The sequence below is a fragment of the Sulfolobus sp. A20 genome (genome assembly GCF_001719125.1).
Taxonomy (GTDB): Archaea; Thermoproteota; Thermoprotei_A; order Sulfolobales; family Sulfolobaceae; genus Saccharolobus.
Genome location: NZ_CP017006.1, coordinates 1,991,900 through 2,015,222, shown reverse-complemented (window position 1 = coordinate 2,015,222; position 23,323 = coordinate 1,991,900). Strand labels below are relative to the sequence as shown.

25 protein-coding genes, 1 tRNA gene and 1 pseudogene are annotated in these 23,323 nt (G+C 34.3%); 16 read left to right on the top strand and 11 right to left on the bottom strand.

Annotated features, from left to right (window positions below; all coding sequences use genetic code 11):
• Nucleotides 1-14 precede the first annotated feature (14 nt).
• The 6 genes from BFU36_RS14280 to BFU36_RS10430 all read left to right on the top strand — a co-directional run bounded on the left by BFU36_RS14280 (nt 15) and on the right by BFU36_RS10430 (nt 5,428).
• On the top strand, nt 15-161 hold the full coding sequence (locus BFU36_RS14280; protein WP_231961132.1) for a hypothetical protein: 147 nt from the start codon (nt 15-17) through the stop codon (nt 159-161).
• Entirely contained in the window at nt 148-948 is an 801-nt protein-coding gene (locus BFU36_RS10450; protein ID WP_069283971.1) for an HAD-IIA family hydrolase, read from the top strand. Before BFU36_RS14280 ends, BFU36_RS10450 begins: the two co-directional genes overlap by 14 nt.
• Nucleotides 949-1,536: 588 nt before the next feature.
• Complete coding sequence (locus tag BFU36_RS10445; protein WP_069283970.1) at nt 1,537-3,237, top strand: succinate dehydrogenase flavoprotein subunit; 1,701 nt, start codon at nt 1,537-1,539, stop codon at nt 3,235-3,237.
• Nucleotides 3,238-4,200 (top strand): succinate dehydrogenase/fumarate reductase iron-sulfur subunit, encoded by a 963-nt coding sequence (locus tag BFU36_RS10440; RefSeq protein WP_069283969.1) that lies wholly within the window; start codon nt 3,238-3,240, stop codon nt 4,198-4,200.
• The gene (locus BFU36_RS10435) at nt 4,197-5,069 is read left to right on the top strand and encodes a CoB--CoM heterodisulfide reductase iron-sulfur subunit B family protein (RefSeq protein WP_069283968.1); all 873 of its coding nucleotides are present in this window, start codon (nt 4,197-4,199) and stop codon (nt 5,067-5,069) included. The genes BFU36_RS10440 and BFU36_RS10435 overlap by 4 nt, the downstream gene beginning before the upstream one ends.
• Nucleotides 5,069-5,428: a succinate dehydrogenase gene (locus tag BFU36_RS10430; protein ID WP_069284719.1), complete on the top strand. Its 360-nt coding sequence runs from the start codon at nt 5,069-5,071 to the stop codon at nt 5,426-5,428. The genes BFU36_RS10435 and BFU36_RS10430 overlap by 1 nt, the downstream gene beginning before the upstream one ends.
• Before the next feature lie 86 nt (nt 5,429-5,514).
• Here the strand turns inward: BFU36_RS10430 and BFU36_RS10425 are convergent, their stop codons facing one another.
• Together BFU36_RS10425 and BFU36_RS10420 are read right to left on the bottom strand one after the other, a co-directional pair.
• The gene (locus BFU36_RS10425) at nt 5,515-6,873 is read right to left on the bottom strand and encodes a VWA domain-containing protein (RefSeq protein WP_069283967.1); all 1,359 of its coding nucleotides are present in this window, start codon (nt 6,871-6,873) and stop codon (nt 5,515-5,517) included.
• Nucleotides 6,870-8,018 (bottom strand): AAA family ATPase, encoded by a 1,149-nt coding sequence (locus BFU36_RS10420; protein WP_069283966.1) that lies wholly within the window; start codon nt 8,016-8,018, stop codon nt 6,870-6,872. Before BFU36_RS10420 ends, BFU36_RS10425 begins: the two co-directional genes overlap by 4 nt.
• 385 nt (nt 8,019-8,403) lie before the next feature.
• Here BFU36_RS10420 and BFU36_RS10415 point away from each other — a divergent pair, with 385 nt between their 5' ends.
• Nucleotides 8,404-9,033 (top strand): phosphoribosyltransferase, encoded by a 630-nt coding sequence (locus BFU36_RS10415; protein ID WP_069283965.1) that lies wholly within the window; start codon nt 8,404-8,406, stop codon nt 9,031-9,033.
• Between the two features lie 2 nt (nt 9,034-9,035).
• Here the strand turns inward: BFU36_RS10415 and prf1 are convergent.
• Together prf1 and BFU36_RS10405 are read right to left on the bottom strand one after the other, a co-directional pair.
• Nucleotides 9,036-10,106: pseudogene (gene prf1 / locus BFU36_RS10410) on the bottom strand (peptide chain release factor aRF-1); the annotation flags it as partial.
• Nucleotides 10,107-10,229: 123 nt separating this feature from the next.
• Nucleotides 10,230-11,237: a transporter gene (locus BFU36_RS10405; RefSeq protein ID WP_069283964.1), complete on the bottom strand. Its 1,008-nt coding sequence runs from the start codon at nt 11,235-11,237 to the stop codon at nt 10,230-10,232.
• 121 nt (nt 11,238-11,358) lie between these two features.
• Here BFU36_RS10405 and BFU36_RS10400 point away from each other — a divergent pair.
• Nucleotides 11,359-11,443, top strand: a tRNA-Leu gene (locus BFU36_RS10400).
• On the opposite strand, the gene BFU36_RS10395 is transcribed toward BFU36_RS10400, so the two are convergent.
• The 4 genes from BFU36_RS10395 to BFU36_RS10380 form a co-directional block, all read right to left on the bottom strand.
• Complete coding sequence (locus tag BFU36_RS10395) at nt 11,425-11,622, bottom strand: putative integrase (protein ID WP_083216391.1); 198 nt, start codon at nt 11,620-11,622, stop codon at nt 11,425-11,427. The two genes, BFU36_RS10400 and BFU36_RS10395, sit on opposite strands and share 19 nt — an antisense overlap.
• Nucleotides 11,623-11,960: 338 nt before the next feature.
• Nucleotides 11,961-14,957, bottom strand: coding sequence for an FAD-binding and (Fe-S)-binding domain-containing protein (locus BFU36_RS10390; protein WP_069283963.1), 2,997 nt, complete (start codon nt 14,955-14,957; stop codon nt 11,961-11,963).
• Nucleotides 14,958-14,973: 16 nt separating this feature from the next.
• On the bottom strand, nt 14,974-15,396 hold the full coding sequence (locus tag BFU36_RS10385) for an HIT family protein (RefSeq protein ID WP_069283962.1): 423 nt from the start codon (nt 15,394-15,396) through the stop codon (nt 14,974-14,976).
• 75 nt (nt 15,397-15,471) lie between these two features.
• On the bottom strand, nt 15,472-15,687 hold the full coding sequence (locus BFU36_RS10380) for a hypothetical protein (RefSeq protein WP_069283961.1): 216 nt from the start codon (nt 15,685-15,687) through the stop codon (nt 15,472-15,474).
• Nucleotides 15,688-15,742: 55 nt separating this feature from the next.
• On the opposite strand from BFU36_RS10380, the gene BFU36_RS10375 reads away from it, so the two are divergent.
• Together BFU36_RS10375 and BFU36_RS10370 are read left to right on the top strand one after the other, a co-directional pair.
• Nucleotides 15,743-16,348: a hypothetical protein gene (locus tag BFU36_RS10375; RefSeq protein ID WP_069283960.1), complete on the top strand. Its 606-nt coding sequence runs from the start codon at nt 15,743-15,745 to the stop codon at nt 16,346-16,348.
• On the top strand, nt 16,345-16,851 hold the full coding sequence (locus BFU36_RS10370; protein WP_069283959.1) for an NUDIX hydrolase: 507 nt from the start codon (nt 16,345-16,347) through the stop codon (nt 16,849-16,851). Before BFU36_RS10375 ends, BFU36_RS10370 begins: the two co-directional genes overlap by 4 nt.
• Here the strand turns inward: BFU36_RS10370 and BFU36_RS10365 are convergent.
• Nucleotides 16,823-17,494 carry a chlorite dismutase family protein gene (locus tag BFU36_RS10365; protein WP_069283958.1) on the bottom strand — a complete coding sequence of 224 codons (672 nt, stop codon included), beginning with the start codon at nt 17,492-17,494 and terminating at the stop codon, nt 16,823-16,825. The genes BFU36_RS10370 and BFU36_RS10365 overlap by 29 nt on opposite strands.
• Nucleotides 17,487-18,698 carry a hypothetical protein gene (locus BFU36_RS10360; protein ID WP_069283957.1) on the bottom strand — a complete coding sequence of 404 codons (1,212 nt, stop codon included), beginning with the start codon at nt 18,696-18,698 and terminating at the stop codon, nt 17,487-17,489. The genes BFU36_RS10365 and BFU36_RS10360 overlap by 8 nt, the downstream gene beginning before the upstream one ends.
• A 107-nt stretch (nt 18,699-18,805) precedes the next feature.
• Here BFU36_RS10360 and BFU36_RS10355 point away from each other — a divergent pair, with 107 nt between their 5' ends.
• The 6 genes from BFU36_RS10355 (at nt 18,806) to BFU36_RS10330 (ending at nt 22,731) form a co-directional block, all read left to right on the top strand.
• A complete protein-coding gene (locus BFU36_RS10355) occupies nt 18,806-19,330 on the top strand; it encodes an NTPase (protein WP_231961128.1) in 525 nt (174 codons plus the stop codon).
• Nucleotides 19,331-19,386: 56 nt separating this feature from the next.
• Nucleotides 19,387-20,223 (top strand): NAD+ synthase, encoded by an 837-nt coding sequence (locus tag BFU36_RS10350; protein ID WP_069283955.1) that lies wholly within the window; start codon nt 19,387-19,389, stop codon nt 20,221-20,223.
• Nucleotides 20,214-21,026, top strand: coding sequence for a nitrilase-related carbon-nitrogen hydrolase (locus tag BFU36_RS10345; RefSeq protein WP_069283954.1), 813 nt, complete (start codon nt 20,214-20,216; stop codon nt 21,024-21,026). The genes BFU36_RS10350 and BFU36_RS10345 overlap by 10 nt, the downstream gene beginning before the upstream one ends.
• 346 nt (nt 21,027-21,372) lie before the next feature.
• Nucleotides 21,373-21,501 (top strand): hypothetical protein, encoded by a 129-nt coding sequence (locus BFU36_RS14410; protein WP_255446763.1) that lies wholly within the window; start codon nt 21,373-21,375, stop codon nt 21,499-21,501.
• A 51-nt stretch (nt 21,502-21,552) separates the two neighbouring features.
• Entirely contained in the window at nt 21,553-21,813 is a 261-nt protein-coding gene (locus BFU36_RS10335; RefSeq protein WP_069283952.1) for a winged helix-turn-helix domain-containing protein, read from the top strand.
• Between the two features lie 69 nt (nt 21,814-21,882).
• Complete coding sequence (locus BFU36_RS10330) at nt 21,883-22,731, top strand: lysine exporter LysO family protein (RefSeq protein WP_231961126.1); 849 nt, start codon at nt 21,883-21,885, stop codon at nt 22,729-22,731.
• Here the strand turns inward: BFU36_RS10330 and BFU36_RS10325 are convergent.
• A complete protein-coding gene (locus BFU36_RS10325) occupies nt 22,728-23,297 on the bottom strand; it encodes a hypothetical protein (protein ID WP_069283950.1) in 570 nt (189 codons plus the stop codon). The two genes, BFU36_RS10330 and BFU36_RS10325, sit on opposite strands and share 4 nt — an antisense overlap.
• Nucleotides 23,298-23,323 lie beyond the last annotated feature (26 nt).

Below are 23,323 nucleotides of genomic sequence, written 5' to 3'. Positions count from 1 at the left end.
TATATTTTAAGATAATGCCTCCAGTTATAGGTAAATGGGAAAATTGTGAAAACGCAATATATACTGGTATCGGTCTCTTCGGTTTTGTGAAAAAAGGAGAAGATTTAGAGGATAAGATAAAAGAAAAGATAGAGGTGTTAGAGTCCATTGGCATTAGTTAACGATTACGAACTTATAATAAGCGACATTGATGGAGTCGTAGTGAGGGAAGGCGAACCAATATGGGAAAACATAAAGGCTTTACGACAACTTAAAGATAAGGGAATCAGCATAATTTTTGTAACCAACAATTCAGGGTTTAGCAGAGTATTATTGTCTAGGCAATTATCATATTTAGGACTAAACGTAACACCGAATGAAATAGTTACTAGTGGATTAGCCGCTGCAATTTATATGAAAGAAAAGCTAAAAAATATAAAGAGAGTATTCCCAGTTGGAGAAGAAGGATTAACTGAAGAGCTTAAAATTCATGGCTTCACGATACTCAACAGTGCTGAGGCTGAGGAAAACATACCAGATGCTGTAGTATTAGGTTTAGATAGATTAGCTACTTACGATAAACTTTCACTAGCAATGAGGTGTATAAGTAAAGGGTCTAAGTTTATTGTAACTAATATGGATAGACTTTGGCCTGCTAAAGATGGCTTAAAGTTAGGAGCTGGATCATTAGCTAGTGCGATTATCTACGCCTTGAAGAGAGACCCTGATTTCATAGCCGGTAAACCAAATCCATGGATTATTGAAATTGCGATGAAATTCTCAAACATCAAGCAGCTGTCGAAGGTTTTGGTAGTAGGAGATCAATTGGAGACGGATATACAAATGGGAAATAACATAGGTGCTGATACTGTGTTAGTTCTTACTGGTATATCGACACGCAAGGATGCTGAAAACGGAAACATAAAACCTAAATACGTTGTTAATAATTTGTTAGAGTTAGTACAATAATGTGTTAATATCCTGTTATATCAATTTTTGAAAGTTTTCACGTTTATAATTTTATCATAGGTATGTAATTTAAGTTATAAACGAAAGGAGAGCTCGCCCTTTAGGACGGAAATTACAAAGCATATTAATTCACATAATTAAGAGGGTTTTAAGAGATCGTCAATAAGTTTTAGGAATAAGTTATATTTGATACAATACCGTAGAATACAGTATTGGATTGAGAGACAAAGAAACATGATCTTAGAGTTGTTTATGTTGACCCTAGTTTCTCATCTACCTATTATCCAAAACATGGTAATGAGATGAAGAGGTTGGTTATAGATACTTTCGTTGCGTTAATTGCAGTTATGAAAATGATACGGAAGTTATTTCAATAGTGAATTTGTATTGTTCTCTGAGTCTCTCTTGACTGCCCCTCATACGAGAGTGGACTAGGGGATCCCTCTAAGGGGAAGAAGTCAGATCGGTAAAGCTAGAAAACAAGATTCTTGTTTAAACAAGGTTTTTGAAATCTCAATCTTTATATAAGTTTAAGTTAAAATATAGTTGAAAGAATACTTAAAAACTAGATGATGAATATAATGACATATGGAGAAAATCGAATATGACGCAGTTGTAATTGGAGGTGGATTAGCGGGGCTAATGAGTGCACATGAGATAGCTTCAGCGGGTTACAAAGTTGCCGTAATATCTAAGGTTTTTCCTACCAGGTCACACTCCGCTGCTGCAGAAGGAGGTATAGCTGCATACATTCCAGGAAATTCTGATCCAAACGATAACCCAGATTATATGACTTACGATACTGTTAAAGGAGGAGACTATTTAGTAGACCAAGACGCGGCAGAACTACTTTCAAATAAATCTGGAGAAATTGCAATGTTACTTGAAAGATGGGGTGCACTATTCAATAGACAACCAGATGGAAGAATTGCAGTCAGATATTTCGGAGGACAAACGTATCCTAGAACAAGATTCGTAGGAGATAAAACTGGTATGGCACTGTTGCACACATTATTTGAAAGAGTATCTGGCTTATCAGTAGATTTTTACAACGAATGGTTTGCTTTAGATCTAGTTACAGATAATAAAAGAGTTGTAGGTTTAGTTGCGATGCCAATGAAGACTATGACACCGTATTTCTTCAAAACCAAAGCAGTTGTTATAGCATCTGGAGGTATGGGAATGCTTTATAGACATACTACAAACAGTTACATTAATACCGGAGATGGATTTGGAATTGCATTGAGAGCTGGAGCTGCCTTAAAAGATCCAGAGTTTGTCCAGTTTCATCCCACAGCGTTATACCCATCTGATATTTTGATTAGTGAAGCTGCTAGAGGTGAAGGAGCGATTTTAAAGAATATAAAAGGAGAGAGGTTTATGGCTAAATATGCTCCGAAGAAATTGGACTTAGCTCCGAGAGATATTGTGTCCAGATCTATAATAACAGAAATAAGGGAAGGTAGAGGATATCCGGGGGGATATGTAGGATTAGATTTGACTCACCTTGGTGAGGAATATATAAAAGAGAGATTGGCATTGGCTTATGAAGCAGCTAAGAACTTCGCTGGAGTTGATGCAATTAATGAGCCCATACCGGTCAGACCAGCCCAGCATTATTATATGGGAGGTATAGATGTAGATATTAAGGGAAGAAACCCTGATCTCATAGGATTATATTCAGCTGGAGAAGCGGCTTGCGTATCCGTACACGGAGCAAACCGATTAGGATCTAACTCTTTATTAGATACATTGGTCTTTGGTCAAGAGACTGGAAGAACTGTTGTTGAGTTCTTAAGAAGTAACCCCAATACACCAACTTCCAACTACGAGAAGGAGGCTGAGAAGGTAGTCGATGATGCTTATAAGTTCGTAAAGAGCGAAAGTGGAGTTCATTTTGGTGAAATATTAGAGAAGTTGAGAGATGTAATGTGGGATAACGTAGGAATATTTAGAGATGAGGGAGGTTTATTAAATGCAATGTCCGAGATAAATAATTTAAGGGATATGGTAAGCAAAATGTACGTTACAGATAAGAGTAAAGTTTACAATACTGAGTTCTTTAACGCTCTTGAGCTAAGAAATATGTTAGATCTAGCTATAGTAATTGCTAAATCAGCTTTAGATAGAAAAGAGTCTAGGGGAGCCCATTATAGGACTGATTATCCAGAAAGAGATGATAATAATTGGCTGAAGCATACAATAGCTTACTTAAGGGGTAATACAGTAGAGATTACGTATAAGCCGGTTAAAATGACAAGATGGAAGCCTGAACCTAGGGTGTACTAAATGTCACAGAACCTCCAAGAACAAGAAGTAGTATTTAAAGTAAAAAGGTTTAGTCCAGAGAAAGGAGATTGGTGGAGTGAGTATAAAATAAAGGTTGACAGGTTTACACAATTTACAGAAGCACTAAGAAGAATAAAGAGTGAGCAAGACTCAACTCTATCATATAGAGCATCATGTCACATGGCTGTATGCGGAAGCTGTGGAATGAAGATAAATGGAGAACCCAGATTAGCATGTAAAACTTTAGTCCTAGATATTGTTAAGAAATACAATAATAACGTAATAACTATAGAGCCAATGGATTACTTTAAACCAATTAAAGATCTAGTTGTTGATTGGGATGAATTTTATGATAGGATGTTTAAGGTAAAACCTAGATTATATCCATCAAAAGAAGTGCTAGAGGAAAAAGCTGAGCATAGATTAAAGCCTGAAGATCAGAAAGAATTGTGGAAATTCGCACAATGTATATGGTGTGGACTTTGCGTATCGGCATGCCCTGCAGTGAGAATTGATTCGGAATTCTTAGGTCCTGCAGCTCACGCTAAAGGTTACAGGTTCTTAGCAGACCCAAGAGATACTATAACCGATGAAAGGATGAAAATACTAATTGATAGTTCATGGCGTTGTACTTACTGTTACCAATGCTTCAATGTATGTCCAAGAGATATTGAGCCAGTAACAGCTATTAAAAAGACTAGAAGCTTTACTAAGAATTACTCTGATAAGTCTGAAGTGGCTAAAAGAGGAGAAAAACACGTAGAAGCTATTTATGATTCTATAAAACAAACTGGCAAATTGCTTGAAGGAATGGTTTACTTGAAGACATATGGACTGATCCAGTCGCTAACAGATTTAATTTATATGTCTAAAACCGGAAAGCTTAAATATGCGCTAGTGCAAGAAAAGAATGTTCAAAATATAAATGAAATCAAAAAGATTTTAGGTGGTGAGAAAAAATGAAAATAGCCTATTATCCAGGTTGTGCGACACATGGCTTATCTAAAGACGTAGATGTAGCTACTAAAAAGGTTGCAGAGATTTTGGGCATAGAATTAATCGAAGTACCTGATTGGAACTGTTGTGGAGGAGGTTTCCTCGATGAATATGACGAAATAGGGCATGCTGCATTAAACTTGAGAAACCTATCACAAGTAGAGAAGATAGGTTTAGATAAGATGACAACACCATGTAGTGTTTGCTTACACAGCCATAGACTAGCAACTTACAAATATAATGAGGATAAGGACTTAAGAAGAAAAGTGGATAATAGACTTCAAGGGACTTCAGTTAAATATGATGGCAAAGTTAGTGCTGAGCATATAGTTTGGGTCTTATTAAGAGATGTTGGAATAGAAAATATTAAAAAGCATATCAAGAAGCCATTAACTGGGCTTAAAGTGGGTACATATTACGGTTGCCAAATGCTTAGACCAGAGCAAATTATGGGATTTGAGAACGCTTATAATCCTCATAGTTTATCAGATCTGGTTTCAGTTACTGGTGCAACTCCAGTCACATTCCCTATGATGACAGCTTGTTGCGGATTTCCACTTATGGGGAGTAATCCAAAAGGCGGGTTAAAACTAGCTTATAATGTGCTAAATAGTGCGAAAAGTGGTGGCGCTGATCTCATAATACATCCTTGCTCATTATGTCACCTACAATTAGACTCTCTTCAATTGAAGGTAAAGGCTGAGTTTAACGTAAATTGGATGATGCCTGCCATTTATGTAACACAGTTATTAGGACTAGCGTTTGGCTTAAGTCCAGACGAGTTAGGAATTGGAAATATCGCTAAGGAAGTATTAAGAAGCAAGGGGATAATATGATGAAGGATGAGATAAAAAAGGTTATTGAGAGTTCAGGAGGAAAAATGGATAATTGGATCCCAGTATCTGAGAGGCCCGGTAGAGAACCTTTCGCAAATGAAGCTAACTATTCTTTTAACGACTTATTCTGGGGGAAGATACATTTAAGAAATGATGGAGACCTATATGTATTAATAATTTCTAAAATTGTTTTTAACTGGAAAGACAGAAGGAAAGATCTTAAGTTAAACGGAGAAATAGTTGATGCGGCAGGAGGATTAATGTGGCTAAGAGAATATAATGTAGATGGATTAAAGAGCGATATGGATTACATAAAAAATTATCTTAATAGTTTGAAACAACAACAGAAAACTTCATAAATTTTTATTCAAAGATTTAAGTACGGCCATACTCAACAGACGCCCGCGAGTCACGTGGGAGGATGAAGTTGAGGCCTCCTTATTTATTAGGCCTCAACTATTTTAATTAGATCATTATGATCTAACTTGTACACAACAAGGTATTCGTCTGAAACCCTCTTCAGATCTGCATTATCTCCTCTGATCATAACACTAATTAACTGGGAGTTAGCTTCCTTTAACGATCTTCTAACTGTAGTTTCAGCTATTTTATCCTCTCCATCTGTTAATAGGATTATTTCGCTTACTCCTTTTACATGACCTTCTTTTATGTCTTCACAAGCAGATATCACAGATCTGCTAATATCTGTTCCTCCCCCTCCTCTTATCTTTCCTATGTATTCTATCATTTTTATGACATCCTTACTTTTAGCATTCTTCTGAACTTTTATTAAGGGATAAGGTATATTATCGAAGAATCTTAAGTAGAAGTCCCTATTTTCCCTCCTCGCTCTGCTATATAACGCTAAAGCTACCGCCTTTGCCCATAAGATCTTTTCTCCGTCCATACTGCCAGATTTATCAAGTAACAAGTAGATTGGTCCCAAAGTCTCCTTGATCTGTTTTTGATATAATAGTAATTGCCCTTCAGCTAATTTTAGGTAAAATAATACATCAGGGAGTGCTAATTCAGAATATACTACTCTTTCAATATCACTACCTTCTTCATATCCGTAAAGTTCTCCTTTCGAGAACCTAGTAGTTCTCCTCTTAGTTATACTTCCCAATTTTGGAATTCCGCTTAAAAACTCCAGTATTTTCTTAACTTCAGTGTTTCTAGCTAATCTTAAAACCTCATGAATCTCACCTTCAAAAGTCAATACACTACCAGTTCCAGCTCCGTTCCCGCCAACTATTTTTTGTAAATCCCTCACTGATTCAGCATCTTCCATGGCTTTCGATAAGGCTTTCTCATGAGCTTGTTTCATAACTTTTTCCATTGTCTGCTGTTTAACGTTCTTTTGCTCTTTACCTTCTTTAGGAGAACCACCCTTCATAATACCGTTTAAAATCTCCTCAGCTGCCTCTCTTTCCTCCATTGATTGTGAGGTCTTCCTAATTCTTTCTAATTCTTCTATCAAGTTTTGTACATAACTCACTGTTAATGCTAAACTAACTGCAGAGTTTACTATAGAATACTCCCTGTTCTTCAACACAATATCTGATGACAACGTAGAATCTACTAAAGAGTACATTAACTCTTGATCTTTTCTTACATCGCTTTTACTCTTAGTCATAGGTAAGGGTAAATAATGTACATAATACATATCAATTAGAAAATTCTCTTTCAACTGTATATCTCTTCCTAACAATTTCTTTAATGTATATGAAATCCTTTCCCCTCTATATTTAACAAGGGGATCTCTATAATCTATTCCTCTTAGTACTCCATCATCTTCACTCATGGGTATATCCCCAACTTTCTCGCAACTTTTTCTATTAATCTGTCTATCTCACTCAAAACTTCTTTAGAAAATTCCTCTACTTTTTCATCACCACTTTCTTTGCCCAGCTGTATAATCCTATCTCTTGTAGCCCTTAGGCTTCTTATCAATTCTATTAATCTAGGATCTGATTCGTTAGCAGCATCTACATATTTTGATGCCTCCTTGATATTGTTATATATTTCATTCAATTCTTTCATATACTTTATAGGTGTCTTTAGTTCCTCAGATAATAGAGCAGAAACTTTTTCAAAGTCATCTATTTCTCTTGGTGCTATATATTTCAATACTATGAGATCTTCTTCCGATGCTTTTAATCTTCCATTTAATATCGCATGGGCTGAAACTATCTTCAGCACTTTACCTTTTCTTCTATCAGTTAAATGAATGCCTTTTTCTTCTAACATTGCATATAATTTAAGGAGCTTATTCTTTACGCCAGATAAATCTACTTGCTGAAGATACGAATATAGCTTATCTAGATGTTCAACATTCATTATCGGTTCTTTAACGGACCACTTACTTGTGAATTCTATCTCCCATGTAGCATCTAATAACTGTTTCCATAATTCTTCTCCGACAGGTCTTGCGTAATGTCTTAACAATAGCCTATCGTATAAAGCTTCTAATTCTGGCTCATCTGGAACTCTGTTAGATGCGCTAATCAATGTCCTTAAAGGAACCCTTATAACATTATAACCATCATATATTACCCTTTCATTAAGCAGTGATAATAGTGCATTTAATATAGCAGAATTAGCGTTAAATATTTCATCTAAAAATGCTATTTGACTTTCTGGTAATCTGTCTTTAGTTATTCTCTTATATTGCCCCTCTCTCAACGCATTAATGTCTAACGCACCGAACAACTCAGCAGGCTCCGTGTATTTAGTTAAAAGATACATGAAGAATTTTGCATTTAGCAATTCAGCTGCTCTCCTAGCCAATGCCGATTTAGCAGTTCCAGGCTCACCTATTAGTATTACGTGCTCCTTACTTAGTAATGCCAACACTATTACCTTCGCTTCTTCCTCCCTCCCTATGAAGGGTGCGGATAGTTCTTCCATAAATTTCTTAGGTAGTTCAAGTAAAGCTCTTTCACTCAATTTTATCCCAAATTAATCTTCTCAATATTAGCTTATAAACAAAAGTTAAGACTTACAACGCAAAATTAACCTATGATCTGTTCCACCTTAATATAGTTTTTAAATAAATGCACTTGTAATTATTCGATTAAAATTATATCACGAATATTCTTGTTGTTCTGATCTATATGTGTTATTTCAAATTTCAATATAATAATGTAGTATTTAGGAAATTTTATCAACTATTTATTTTATTCGTTATTATGATAACATTGAAACTAAACCTATTCTATTGCCATAAAATTATCAGAACTCTAGAAAACAAAAATATATTACGATATAAGCTATTGCCAAGGGGAGCAAAAAATTGATAAAGTTCTAACGTAAAAGATTAAGGGAGTTAATTTTGCCTAAGATACCCGTTAAAATAGTGTCTTGGGATGAAATTATAAAATTGTCAATGAAATTATCGGAAAAGATGAAAAATGATGATTATATACCAGATGTAATAATTGCTATAGCAAGGGGAGGATTAGTTCCATCTAGATTGGTAGCAGATATGTTAGGTGTCATAGACATACTATCTATAAAGATAGAGCATTGGGTTGAAACAGCATCACACACTCCTCAAGCTAAAATAAAGTATCCTTATAAGGTTAATTTAGATGGAAAAAAGGTCGCGATAATAGATGATATTACAGATACCGGAGATAGCATTGAATTAGCCAAGAAATACGTTATAGAGAATTTTACCCCCTCTGAAATTAAGACAGCTACACTTCAATATATAAAACCGGTTGCAAAAATAGTACCTGATTATTACGCTGAGGAAATTGTAGAATGGGCATGGTTTATGTATCCTTGGAATTATTGGGAAGATGAAATAAACTTAATTAACAAAATATTAGCTGAGAGATTTACTACAAACATAAATGAGCTTAAGAGTCTTTTCAAGCAAAACTATGGAGTTGAAGAGCCTCCTATTCCTATAGAGGATATCATAAAAGAGATGAAAAGAAGAAAAATGATTAAATAGACCTAATATATCCTATATCTTAACTTACCGACAATACCGTTAAAGGTTTTCCTAACCCACTCTGCCTCTGGAATTTCGTCGTTTACAACATATATCTTAACACCATAGTTCTCAGCCTCTTGGGACAGTTTCTCGACTTCATCGCCACTATCTTCATATATAATTAACGAATCAACCGCTCCCATTTCTACAGCCTTTTTTATTGCATCTATTCCGTAAATTATAAGACCATCATCTTTTGCTAAGTGATACTTTAATTCCTCCAGTAATTTTTGGACCTCTACATATTGCTGATTCTTTAGTAAATCTTGTGCTCTCATTACCATTTCTCTTAAACCAACTTCTCCTTGATCTGAAACATCAATTAGAGGCTGTATTATCATCTTCTTTATTCTATAATCAAAATATTCCCCCTTGTAGAAATCATCCTTAGCATATCCTGGACCTCCTAGTAATACCCCTTTCATTTTTCCATTATCGATATAAGGTAAGAAATAGGAATTAACCTTCTCACCAACTTCTTTCAGAAAATTATCGTACATTTCTTCTATAATCCTCTCAATTCTTCTCTGTGACTGTCCTCCCATCATATGTTTACCGGGCACAAAACCTTCCATCTCCTCTAGAACCTCTATTCTACTTCCCTTAAGTAAGCCTATAGTTGCTTGATCCCTTTCTATGATTATTAGACCATACACACCACTATCTTCTACCATATCTTCTAGAAATTCGGTGTGAAAAGACTTATCAGTCCTATAGAAGAACAGCGGAACTTTTTCTGGAGGAGAAAACATAAAGCATTTGAAGTCTTCTGTATCAAAATTTTCTCCGCAAAAGAGTACTAAGCCGTTACCTTCCACTTTAGGTATCTTGTTTAATCTATCTATGGCAGCACCTATAGCTGCTAATACTGCATCTCTAGTTCTCTTTAATTTTATGTTTTGAGCTATTGAATACTCTTGTCTTAGTAGATTAACCACATCTGGTACTGGTCTACCCGGAGGGATATACAGAGATAACAAGACGGTTGCAGGAGCTTTCCATTTCTTCAATTCCTTTAACAGAGTTTTTAACTCCTGCTTATTAAGGACATATTGGTCAAAGACTCATCCCTAATCATTATAATGTGTATTGGATTCACCATATAAGTTTAACCACTAAGAGTAAGAATCTAATAATCGTTGAATAATCCTAAGTCATAATATAAATATCATTAAAGATGAAGCTATTAGAAACGATTCCGGTGTAATTGGAAACAATGAGTATAATGTAGGAATTGCGATACCGGCTATTGAACCAATATTTAGTGCCATTCCCAATCTTTCACTCTTTTCACCCCTCAAGTCTAAATACTTGGGTACGATCGACAGAATACCTAATCCAAAAATTGTAAAGGGTAATAACATATAAGGATAAAGTAAGAAAGTAGATAGTCCCGACAGTAACATAACTATCATCGTGACTATTACACACTTTCTAATACCCATTCTCTGACCAATAATTGGTAACCCCAAGTAGGCTATTATTGATAAAACATAAGCTGGTAAAATGAGCCATGTTAAATTAATCTTCTCTAGTATGCTGGGAATTACTTCTAACGCAAATGCGGGAGTCAAGGCTGACAAGTAAATTAGAACAGACGAGACTTTAGGAAATGAAAAGTTCACTCTAGCTTTGAGAACCTTTAATGGTTGCCCAATGCCTAAGAAGGATAAGGATAATATTAAAACACTAGCGAATAGGTTAATCTCATAAAAGGAGTGTAGGAATTGATACGCTATATAAGATAAAACCCACCCAATACTCCAGCCTCCAGTAGTTAACCCGAGTATCAAATTGTTACTACTCTTCACAGCGTTATCGACAGCATAACTAGTTAATAGACCAAAGAGAACCCCTATGAGAAACCTAACTGGAAATATTAACAATAAATTAGACTGCAAAAACGTCAGTAAAGAAAGTAAGATAAAGGGTATAGTGTAAGATCTAAAGAATTGATAGAGCACTGAACCAAAAACCCTACCCAAAAATGGTAAGGATAATAACAAAAAAGCCTCCCAATAAGGAAAATGTTTAGCTAGCATAGGTATAAAAAATGACGGATAGACCAATACGAATGTAGGAATTGAATAGGATAAAATGAACAAAACTGGATTATAGGAGATACGATTTAGCTTTAATGAGACTTTAATTAAGCTAATCATAACTTTTCGAATTATTTAGAAAGTAATATCAACTGAGACTAGGCTAAAACTTATCTATGAGCAAAATTACTATGGAGTCGTAAAACTTTATACCTAGTTGAAATAGAATATAGGTGAGAGTGCGGGGGTGCCCGAGCTAGGGCAAAGGGGGCGGACTGAGGCTCCGCTGGCGAAGGCCTGCACGGGTTCAAATCCCGTCCCCCGCACTGTGGGGGAGTGCCCCACTCCCCCCATTTCTAACGTAAAACTCAACCACGTCAGCTAAAGGACCAACGTAATGCTCCTTTACCTTACCCCTATCGTCCTTCTCTATAAAGTAAACATAATACTTATCCCCTCTCTGACGTATTTTGTATTGCCCTGCAGAGAAAACTCTATAACCCATATTTAATCTTTGCCCCTTTCCGGTAATTAAAGCTTAAATATTTGGGGTAATTGCCCCAATTGCAACTAGAATAAAAACAATAAAAAATCTTGCCTTTGGTTATATCTTAAAATTGTTAATATTTAAGTAGGTTATTAATTATATAATATTAATAATGATAAAAAATTGAAATATACATAAAATAATAAACTATCAGATTTTCAGTTAATTATATGAAATGCTATATTAAGTATGGTGAAGTCTTATTAGTCAGAATGAGTGACTAATATACACTTACAAATCCTGAAATGTAAAAATTGTCGTTATTTATAAATAAAAAGTATAAATATGTAATAAAACTACATTTTATTAAGTTCTGTCGATAATATGTTCTTGAGCCTCTCCTCATTCTCTCTTAGTAGTTGTATTAAGGCTAAACTAACAACCTTTTCGTCATATTCTTCCTTAATTTTGCTCCTCAACAGAGTCATGAATGGTTGAATTGCCTTATCTAGCTCTATTGTTGATAGAACATTTGAAAGTTCTCTAATGTATTCTGCAATAATAATTGGCTTGCTTGATGATTTTTCAGTTATCAATGATTTAATCGTATCGTAAAGCTTAGCACTTATGGACTTAGCTATCTCGTCCACAGACTCAGAAACAATTGGCTCAATAATCTTCTTATATTCATCTAAGCCTGAGGTGGAGAAAGTAGCTGTATCAGCTATAACATCAGCTCTTGCGTTAAGACTTCCTAATAATGAAGATAACAATAAGGATTTAATATACTCTTTGTCTTTTTCACTAAGCTTGAAAGTTATTACTTGGTATTCAGGTGATTGAATACCTAACTTTTCTGCTAGAAATTCTATTAAGGTTATTGCGTTAATACCCACACTTCTAAACTTAGCAGCAGCTAACGGACATAAGGTAATTATTTTTCCATACTTCTCCCCTATGGCCTTAGCCATTAGATCTGCTCTTTTACCTAGGCTTTTTTCTAATACAGCTCCCGAGCAACCCTCAATCTTTTTTACTCTAAATCCTTTTTCAGAAAGTCTTCTCACTATTTCATCTGCGTAACTAGAGGAGAAACAAGCTATGTGCAAATTGACATTCTCGTTATTACCTTCCACCATTATCGACTTTAACAATCTTAACTCTAGGGGAACAACTTCAAAATAAGCTTCAGTTCCCAATAGCTTAGAATAGTCCTTATATGCAGTTGAAAATGTTCTATAGTCCTCAGGAGTTATAGTTACTATTTCTAATGAATTACTCAGTACGTTAAGATTTTGTTTCATCTTTTCGACAAACTTATTCCCATTACCACTTATGTAATCTAAGAAGCCACTATCTGAACCGGTACCTATAATTTTCACTTTTAATCCCATTTTCTTTATCAGTTTTAATGCTGTTGTAGCTACTGAAGGGTTATTCATCATGTTTTTTCCTATCCAGAGAATTATCTGACTATTGGGATCTATTATTGACGATAATTCCTCATCAGATAATAAAGGAAGATCCACTGATGGCTCCTCCGGCATTTTCTTAGCCACAAGACTATTGAGCTTTAGAAGTAATGTGGAAATTGGTATTTTGGCGGGGCATACTCCATCACAAAGACCACATTTATGACAACCAGATAATTCAGCAATCGCACTGTCTGGAATATCTATGGTACCTTGTAACTCATGGTAGGCTATTGCTCCTTTTACGAAATCAAACATACCTTTAGGGGCGTATGGCCATTGTGGAATTAATCTATATTGTGGACACACCGTTACACACATAGCACAATCTATGCACATTAGGGCATAATCAGCGAAATCTTCTAAATACCTTCTCACATGTTTAAAACCGTCAACTTCTCCACCCGGAGATAGCCTCTTCGCAATTCCTATGCCAAATCTGAAACGTAGGGCCTCTTGTTGCCTAGATGGTATCTCCAGTACAGCTTTAGCTCTATTCTTAGGATCAAAGAGCTTACCTGGATTAAATATTTCTTCTGGATCAGCCTCCTCCTTATATTTTTTAATTGCCTCATATCTATCAACGCCTAAGTCCATAAAGGTTTTCCCCATGCTATTTAGCCTATTTTTAGCATATTTATGAGCAAAAATTCCAATTGATAATAGAGATCCTCCTACCTTGATGTACTCCTCCATCATGAGCGTATTTTTCGCTAAATCATAAAGTATCTTTTTATCAACGGGATTAACGGAGACTTGTGTAAACGAATTAACTAAGAGAACCTCTCTCCTTTCCAAAGCTATATCGACATCATAACCTCCATCTGGTGAAAGTTCTCCTATTTTCCCTAATGTCTTCGATAAATTGTTAAGCAGTTCCGTTAATGCAGTGTAATGTATTAGTCCATGTTGATGTATCAAGAGACCTTGTGTTCTTAATGCTGCAACTACTCCGTGATTAAAAGACCACCAACCAGTCCATTCTCCTTCAAAAACTTTTCCACCATAAGCTTGAGAGATTTTATAGACTTTTGGTTCTACTAGCGGGGATCTAGGTGAAGGATATAAAATTACCATGTTCCATTTTTGAGGATCTAGAGGTGCTTTGTATTTTTCTGCCATATATGTAGAGATATAAGGTCCTCTAACTTGGACATGCCATGCTGGTATTACCTCTCTATAAAACTCTCCAACTGCCTTGACCATTTGATCTAGGCTATCGAATGATATTACCATAGCCTCAGTGGGAGAGAAGTTCCTCAGTTTTATCCCAGCTCTTACTATAATTCCAGTAGTACCTTCAGCACCACAAGCAAGTGCTAAATCTTTCCCTTCTAATCTTACTATATCTCCCCTAGGATTAACGATATCTACAAATGTAACATTATCCGAGATAAAACCATATTCATAAGATCCTATACCTAAACTATCACTAGCAATTCCTCCTCCAACAGAAGAATCATATGATGAGGGAAATGTCCTAAGTTGTAAACCTTCTTGCTGAGCATAAATGTCAACTAATTTCCATGTCGCACCTGGTTCTACAATAGCTACTTTATTAGCTTTATCTATACTAACGTTTGACATTTTAGAGAAGTCTAGTAATATTCCACCATCAGCCGGAATTGCATTACCGTATCTATTAGTTCCTCTGCCATAAGGTGTTAATGGCACTTTGTACTTTAAGGCTATTTTTACTACATTTATAACATCTTCTACAGACCTAGGATATACTACGTAGTCCGGTACAATATTTATCTTGATTCCAGACCAGACTAACTCTGGAATGAAACCCATATCTGCTGAATGAGACAGCCTTTCAGTTAGATCATCACGAAAATTCTCCCCTAATAATCCTTTTAAATCTTCAGCTACTCCCATTTCTATTTAACCCTTATTATTTAATATTCTTTAAACTTTCTATTATAATTTTCTGTATGTATTCATAATACTCCTTAGGTTGCTCTTTCCTAGGCACGAAGTTCATACCTATATTAGGATCACTTAACCACATGGGTACGATATGAAAATGGGAGTGAAAAATAACTTGACCCGCGCTTCTTCCTATATTGGTTAAAATCCTTATACCATCAGCTCCTAATGCGTTTTTAACTCCTACTGCAATTATTTTTACCCTTTCGCAAAAGTAAGATAATACTTCAGAAGGTATTTCTAAGAAGTTTTCATAGTGCCTCCTCGGAACTACTAAAGTATGACCGGGGGTGATTGGAAACTTATCCAAGAACGCTACAACGTTATCATCTTCATAAACTATGTAACCACTATCCTTTCCGCTAATAATATCGCAAAATAAACACATAAGTTATCACCAGCTAATTTGTATACATCAAGCTGAGAATAAAAAGTCTTAATATACGAGAAGAAGTTAAATAATCTAAACCACAAATTTTGCCTTCAAGTAATTCCCTTTCTCAGTTATTATCTCAATAACATGACTTCCTTTAGGAACTATAACATCCTGAACTTCTAACGCTAACACCTTGCTACCATATGGAATATATTCTGGAGAATAGTTATACGACATCTTACCATCTACCCTAACAGCTACGATCTTACCTGAAACTTTGTCCACATTTATGGGAATCTTCATAGAAATCATCTTTACATCATAACGCTTAAAAGTCATTATCCGGTAAATAATAATAATGATATCAATCCAAGCGTTGATAGTAATATTCGTGATTTCCTTTGTGACTAATGCGACACCTTTTCTAGGTGCTCCTTACACGTTAATAGCAACTAGTATACTTCTCAAGAGCGGTGTAAGTCCACTATCACTTATCTTAGTTATAATATGTAGTGGATTAGGAGCATCATTATCTAAAACAGTTATGTATACTTTAGGTATTGCAGTGAGAAAACCATTAAAGAATAACAAAAATATACTTTTTCTAGAGAGAATTAGTAAAAGTATTGGATTTTATCTTACATTATTTATATTTTCAATATTCCCATTTTTGCCCCTTGATGACTACATATTTCTAGCCTCTGGTATAGCAAAGCTAGGATTACTCAAACTAATCTTGATCTCGATAGTGGGGAAAATAGTTAAGAGTAGTATAGAGATAAGCATCGAAGTAGAGGGAATTCAACTAATTTCTTCATTTCTAGATATTAATGTTGTTGAGCTCTCTATAATTTCTATAGCAGTTTTCGCTATACTAGGTTATATACTTCTAAAAATAGATTGGGAGTTCGCTTTAAGATATATAGAAAAATTCTTAAGAGATAAACTAAAAATTAATATATGAAAATTTTTAGCGGAAAGAAGTTTGAGGTTCACGTAGAAAAAACCAAGTTACCTAATGGTTACGAGAGAGAATTGGAATATATCAAACATAGGGGTTCAGTGGTAATAATACCTAGACTAGACGATGAAAAGGTGGTGTTAATTAAGCAATATAGACCCGTAATTGGCAAATGGATATACGAATTACCTGCTGGAACTCTTGAGGAAAATGAGAATCCAATAGAGGCTGCTGAAAGAGAGTTAATAGAAGAAGTAGGATATAAGGCTGAAAAGCTGACCGAAATAGTGGGATTTTATTCCTCCCCTGGAATATCTAGTGAGTACATGAGATTATATCTAGCTGAGAATTTGAAATACGTAGGAGCTAGACCAGAGCCTTATGAGATAATTGAACCAATAGAGGTTAAAATTGAAGATGCGATAAATATGATTAAAGAGAAGAAAATTGAAGACGCAAAGACCATAATAGGACTTCTCATTCTAAAAACACATCTAAACCTTTAAGTTCTCCTACTAATATAGGCTCTTCCTTTATCACCCATTTTCTAGCTTTAGCCTCTCTAAGGGCTTCGACTACCTCGACCCAATCTTCTATTGAAGGTACTTCATATATCACTACAAATTCGTAATCCCCAATTCCAAATGAGTATGTAGTATATGATCTAATTCCCTTATTTTTTGGATGTTTCTTAGCTATTTCTATGTGTTCTCTCATAATTTTTTCCCTATCTTCAAAAGGCAATAAATACCAGTCTACGCTTTTTTTCATAGGATAGGCTATGAAGTAACGTAATGGCTCAGCATTGAGCACAGATTTTACATTAAAATTACCTTTAACGTAAGGGGAGGGCTTATAAACTGATAACATAGAGAAGCTCTCAAAACCAAAATTTTTCAAACTTTTAAGAATATTATATTTAAATTCTACAATCTTAGAAGTGTCTTCTGAACTTATCCAATAAATGATATCACTATCATATCTCAAAGATATATATCTCTTTAATGAGATTAGATTTTCTCTAAAATTTGACTCAATTGATTCTATATTATCAACCATTTTTCTTCTATTTTCCCTACTCTCACTCCACCAGTTTTGAGATAGTTTAAATGAAGAAACATACATATAAACTACATTATTTTCACTCATCTTGATCATCTAAGTCTTCAATAATATCATTATATAATATTAAGATTTCCTCTAAATTTGCCAAATATGCTACAAACGAACTAGATAAATTCTGCCTAAAATATTCATCAAGTAGCTCTAAGCCATCAGATGTTGGTCCTTTAATTATCCTCTCTACATATTCCTCAAATCTCCTTTTTGAATCGGCAACAACAATAAAAACAATTGGCAGAACGTATAGTATTTCCTTATTGCTTGAATTTTCATTCCGCCTTTTCTTAACATCTTTAATATTCTTTATTAATTCCATACTATCGCCATAGTAACTAACGTTAGTTATTTTGAACTTATTTCCTAGTAATTTCTCTGCCTTAGTCTTTAATTTTAGTATATTTTTATCTAGGTTTTCCATATCAGTGAGATTACCTATTATTACTTCAACACCAACATTATTTACTAACTTATCTAGGTAAAGTATTGCTTTTAACACTCTCGCTAATTTCCTCTTCTTTATTATTATACTCCTTTTCTCAGTGTTAAAACTGATAATGTACTTAAATATACATCCAACGTAGAGCTTCTTACCATTCTCGGTAGAATTCTCGGCAGGTATAAAATTATAATCTAACAATTCTCTATAAACGATGGCGTACTCATCCTCATTTATAAGACCCTTTATATAGTCCTCAAAATTGCTAACGTACTCCCTCCTAGACTCCACTACTTGTCCCAACTCATTATATATCTTGATTAAAGGTGGGTTATACGAAGTATCCATAAATATTTGAAGTATCGGAAACGAATCTTCCTTTCTTAGTACAGTTGACGCGAAAGTATTATTAGAAAATTTTACTATACTAACTATCACCCTGGAATCTATCTCGCTTGATAAGGCAACATGCTTAGATGATGCTAATGCTAGTCTCTCCACATCAAACCAGTCGTTACTTAGAACTAAGGAATTTGAATTAGAATCATCATTACCGGAGTTATATACTATAGAATCTACTTTCAATTCTTCAGCAACTTCTTCTATGACATCCCTTATTAAAGAGTCTATTTGAGGGACAGGAGGTAAAATGTAATGTTCTTGTGTTTTATAAACATGTATACCGTTATCTTGAAGCTTGATTAACATGATCTCTTTTTTATTTCCTTTATCGTCAATCAAAGAGCACAGAATCTCTGGCTTTTCTGGATTTGAATATACTTCTAGTAATCCCATTATTCCATCCTGCTTAAATTTGTTAATACGGTTAATTTATTAGCATTAGGGTACAAAAAACCTTTTTCCATATAGTATTATATCTCTAAAGGTAGAGAATTCTTATCGTGGTACTAAGAGTATATTTAACGGGAAACCCAGGAGTTGGGAAGACTACAACTTTCATTTTTTTGCTGAATGAATTGAAAAGAAGAAACTTAAAAATTTCAGGATTTTATTGCCCAGAGGTCAAACATGAAGGAAGGAGAATAGGATTTAAAATAGTCGATATATGGTCCGGTAAGTTCGATTGGTTAGCTAGAGTTGACTATCCCGGTAAAATAAAGATTGGCAAATACACCGTGCTCGAGGATAACGTGAACAGAATTCTCGCTGATATAGAATCAAGTACTTCGAATTCTGATATCATAGCTATTGACGAGATAGGACCCATGGAATTATCAATAAAATCAATGAAAGATTTTATTCTGAAGGTTATTAACTCGGACGAAAAACCCTTGTTAGCAGTAATTCATAGAAGTTTAAAGGACTCTCTTAGGGGAGGAAAAGTATATACTATAACTTTGGATAACAGAAATACAATTAAGTACGAAATATTAAATTATATCTTAATCAACTTTAAAAAGACATAAACGGGCTCTCTATTCAGACATTTATTCCTTAAAACTAATAACATATTAGTATGGTAATGCCAGAATATGTGAGAAATTCACTTAAGATAGATTGTAATACGGTTGTGGATTACCTAGTTGAAAGGTTAAAGGAATACCTTGAGTTTAGTAGAAAGGATGGAGGCGTTATAGGTGTAAGTGGAGGTATAGATTCAGCAGTTACAGCCTCTATATTGGCTAAAGCTACAGATAACTTCTTCATACTACTCATGCCCTCTTCTTCTACGCCAAAAATTGACTTAGAGGACTCATTAGAATTAGTAAAACTTCTTCATGCAGAGAATAAATACAAACTAATAAACATCGATGAAATAGTTAAAACAATATCTAACAATATCGATACTGAGGATAGGGTAATAATAGGAAATATTAAAGCCAGAACAAGAATGATACTCCTTTATGCTTATGCTCAAAAGTTAAACTACTTGGTTGTAGGGACTGGAGACAAAAGTGAATTACTTCTAGGCTATTTCACAAAATATGGAGATGGTGGAGTTGATGTACTTCCGATAGGAGACTTGTATAAAACGCAAGTAAGAATGTTAGGAAGATGCTTAGGTTTACCGGAACGAATAGTAACTAAACCCAGCTCCCCAGCCTTATGGGAAGGACAAACGGCAGAGGGCGAATTGGGTGTAGACTATGATACAGTAGATTCCATATTATATTTAAGATTCGACGAAATGAGAAGTGAAGAGGAAATATCCAATATGCTTAAGGTTCCGATTGAGGTAGTCCGTAAAGTAGATAAGCTAGTGAAAACGTCCCAACATAAAAGACTACCACCAGAGATATTTAGATTAAGTGGAAGAGCAATTAATTCAGATTGGAGGTTCCCTAGGAGATGGGTATAACAGTAGAATTAGCTCAAATAAGGTCGTATTTAGGTAATATTAACAAAAACTTCGATAAGCACATTGAGATTATAGAGACAAGCACTGCAGATTGTATAGTTTTCCCAGAGTTATCGTTGACCGGATATATCTTAAAAGATCTAACCTATGAGGTATACAAAGAGGCTATGAAGGTAACGGAGAAGATTGCAGAAAAAGTAAGCAAATGTGCAATTTTCGGAACATTAAAGGAGATGAGAAAGGGAATAATTAGAAACTCAGCAGCAGTAGTTATTAATGGAAAATTAGACTACGTGTATAAATTCTATCTTCCTACATATGGATTATTTGAAGAGCGAAGATATTTTCAAAGGGGTGATCCTCTTAAGGACTTAAAAGTTTTTGAATATAAGGGAACACGATTTGGAGTAGTAATCTGTGAAGATGCATGGCATCCAGAACCAATAGAGGCTATAGCATTGTTAGGTGCTGACGCTATTTTTATCCCATCAGCCTCACCAATGAGAAAACTAAGCGAAAGACTAATGATTGAGGATAATTGGGATGCCTTACTGAAGGCTCATTCATTAATGAATACTGTTTGGTCAGTTTTCGTTAACGTAGTAGGTAGTCAAGAGGAGGAATATTTTTGGGGAGGGTCCAGAGTAATCTCTCCGCTTGGAGAGACTAAGCTAAAATTAAAATTATTCTATGAGGATAGAGGAGTAGTAGAAATTACCGATAACGAAATTGAAAGAGCTAGATTCTTTAGCAGTTATAGGGATCACATAAAAGAATTTCATTCAATTCTAGATAAGCTATAATTTTTATAATGGTTTTCATAATTATAAATATATGTTGTCACAGAAGTTCAACCTTAACGTGTTACTTTTTATTGTAATAATCATTCTTCTTATTCTTGCGATATTCTATCCTATTGCTTTAATCCCGGCAGCATTAGCTGGAGTCTTTATCGAAGGCTATCCTTTTATAAAATTTTTCATTCCTATACCATTACTTATATTATTCCTTTTAGGGCTTCATAGCGAATTTTACTCATTTAGTACCATTGTAATATTATTACTACTATTGTTTGTGTTTTTCAAAAGTATTATCAGACATCAAGGTTTTAAATTTTAAATTTAAATATTCTGGCTCTACATTTTACATATGGATAAGTTATTACTAGGTTTTGTAATAGCTAACATTCTATTATCTTTTACATTGTCTCAATTATTTGTAATTCCACTCGTTCTTATAGCAATTAAATTCATTTTTTCTACCAATGAAAGAGATTAGAACACTTGTACTAAGGCTTAGAGTTTTATCAAGCTTTACATATTTTAACATATGCTACTGAAAATAGAGGAGATCTTCCAAAACAAGGGTTGGGATACTAGAAAAAAGATATTAAATGAATTGAAAAATAATCCACAAAGTGCATACGAGTTAGCCAGAAAACTCAATTTAAATTATTCTACAATAAAATATCATTTAGAAATTCTAGAGAAATTTGGATTAATAATGAAAATCAATAAAGGTTCAAAATCGTTGTATAGGGTAACCAAAAACTACAACTTACTTGAAAAGTATATAATTGAGGAAGAATAAAGAATTATCGAAACTAAATTGAGCACGAGCTCCTTACTTTTTATAATACTTTATATAATATTTTTGATCTTGGGAAAAATAAAATATTATAAGGCTATCGAGAAGTTTACCGATGTAATAGTAATTTTGTTAATTTTCTCAATATCCTTTTGGGCTGGTGAAGAAGTATTAGGAATCCAGATAGTTAGTTTACTCTCTATATCACTCATATTTTCCATTCTTTCTATAATCGTAACGTACCTCTTGGGATTTATTGTAGTCACCAACAAGTCATTATTAATGCATAAGGAAAAGATTAATGGTAGAAAATTAAATAATCGAAACGAGAAAATAATAATTACTAAATACATGATCCCTTTCATTCTAGGATGGATAATAGGGGTATTCATACGTGTTAATCGATTATTCTTAGTGGGCATAATAAACTATGAACTGTACGCATTGGCTTCCATACTTGGCTATATTATGGGTAAAGAGTTCAATATCAAGTTAATAATAGACGGTGGAAAAGATGCCTTATTATCCATACTTATAACAGTTATAGGAGATGTTATCATAGGAGCCTTATTATTTTTAATGCACGTAGCACCCATAAATGTTTCATTAGTTATATCACTAGCTAGTGGATGGTATAGTTATGTGGGTCCATTAGTAGCTTTAGAAGTCAACCCTTATTTAGGTACTTTAGCGTTTCTTATAAATTTCTTAAGAGAACAGCTGACTTACGTATTTGTACCTCTATTGTTAAGGCTGAGATTTGAACCTAAGTCTGCAATAGCAGTAGGTGGAGCTACAGCAATGGATACTACGCTTCCTCTTTATGTCGAAACGTTAGGTAAAGAGTACGCTATTACCGCGATGATAACGGGTTTTTTATTAACTTTCGCTATACCAATTATATTACCGCTTCTCCTTTAGATTTTTCCAATCTTTACTAAAACTATTATTGCAATTATTATAACTGCTAATACTACTATTAAGGGAAGATAATCATATACGTGGGTTCTTATCGCAGAGTTACTTGAACTATTAATTAGCGTAACATAAAGCATTATATTGTTACTGGATCCATTTATTTTATAGAGAACTCCATCACGATAAACTAGATTTATTTCTATAGAAGAGTTGTCTATCTCAACGTATCCCTTATAAAAAGAAGTATTTACATCATTTTTTAAGGAAGCTGAAATAAACGTTAGATTATGTATCTGACTGCCATCTATAGGAAATTCTGTTGGAAATAACTGGCTATTTTGGTAAGAGATATAGTATTTGGTAAAAATCGTCTGACCATTGGTGGAAATTATCGAAAGGTTATATGTTAGCGGATTTAAATTTAATATAGTGTAATTATATGTGTATAGATATAATTTATCACCATCTATTATTTGAACACTATAAGTAAAATTCTCGTGAGGGTATAAGGGTACTGTCGAGGCTATAAGCGTTAAAAATAGAATTATTAAGAACGTACGATAAAGCATATATTTAATAACTTACTTTTGAGTTA

Bases quoted from the DNA above. Each gene is read 5' to 3' on its own strand.
- BFU36_RS10375 (WP_069283960.1), top strand. From the start codon at position 15,743: ATGATATCAATCCAAGCGTTGATAGTAATATTCGTGATTTCCTTTGTG.
- BFU36_RS10370 (WP_069283959.1), top strand. From the start codon at position 16,345: ATGAAAATTTTTAGCGGAAAGAAGTTTGAGGTTCACGTAGAAAAAACC.
- BFU36_RS10395 (WP_083216391.1), bottom strand. From the start codon at position 11,622: ATGGGTTATAGAGTTTTCTCTGCAGGGCAATACAAAATACGTCAGAGA.
- BFU36_RS10385 (WP_069283962.1), bottom strand. From the start codon at position 15,396: ATGTGTTTATTTTGCGATATTATTAGCGGAAAGGATAGTGGTTACATA.
- BFU36_RS10345 (WP_069283954.1), top strand. From the start codon at position 20,214: ATGGGTATAACAGTAGAATTAGCTCAAATAAGGTCGTATTTAGGTAAT.
- BFU36_RS10380 (WP_069283961.1), bottom strand. From the start codon at position 15,687: ATGAAGATTCCCATAAATGTGGACAAAGTTTCAGGTAAGATCGTAGCT.
- BFU36_RS10390 (WP_069283963.1), bottom strand. From the start codon at position 14,957: ATGGGAGTAGCTGAAGATTTAAAAGGATTATTAGGGGAGAATTTTCGT.
- BFU36_RS10405 (WP_069283964.1), bottom strand. From the start codon at position 11,237: ATGATTAGCTTAATTAAAGTCTCATTAAAGCTAAATCGTATCTCCTAT.
- BFU36_RS10365 (WP_069283958.1), bottom strand. From the start codon at position 17,494: ATGAGTGAAAATAATGTAGTTTATATGTATGTTTCTTCATTTAAACTA.
- BFU36_RS14280 (WP_231961132.1), top strand. From the start codon at position 15: ATGCCTCCAGTTATAGGTAAATGGGAAAATTGTGAAAACGCAATATAT.
- BFU36_RS10325 (WP_069283950.1), bottom strand. From the start codon at position 23,297: ATGCTTTATCGTACGTTCTTAATAATTCTATTTTTAACGCTTATAGCC.
- BFU36_RS10445 (WP_069283970.1), top strand. From the start codon at position 1,537: ATGGAGAAAATCGAATATGACGCAGTTGTAATTGGAGGTGGATTAGCG.
- BFU36_RS10435 (WP_069283968.1), top strand. From the start codon at position 4,197: ATGAAAATAGCCTATTATCCAGGTTGTGCGACACATGGCTTATCTAAA.
- BFU36_RS10350 (WP_069283955.1), top strand. From the start codon at position 19,387: ATGCCAGAATATGTGAGAAATTCACTTAAGATAGATTGTAATACGGTT.
- BFU36_RS10335 (WP_069283952.1), top strand. From the start codon at position 21,553: ATGCTACTGAAAATAGAGGAGATCTTCCAAAACAAGGGTTGGGATACT.
- BFU36_RS14410 (WP_255446763.1), top strand. From the start codon at position 21,373: ATGGATAAGTTATTACTAGGTTTTGTAATAGCTAACATTCTATTATCT.
- BFU36_RS10360 (WP_069283957.1), bottom strand. From the start codon at position 18,698: ATGGGATTACTAGAAGTATATTCAAATCCAGAAAAGCCAGAGATTCTG.
- BFU36_RS10425 (WP_069283967.1), bottom strand. From the start codon at position 6,873: ATGAGTGAAGATGATGGAGTACTAAGAGGAATAGATTATAGAGATCCC.
- BFU36_RS10440 (WP_069283969.1), top strand. From the start codon at position 3,238: ATGTCACAGAACCTCCAAGAACAAGAAGTAGTATTTAAAGTAAAAAGG.
- BFU36_RS10430 (WP_069284719.1), top strand. From the start codon at position 5,069: ATGAAGGATGAGATAAAAAAGGTTATTGAGAGTTCAGGAGGAAAAATG.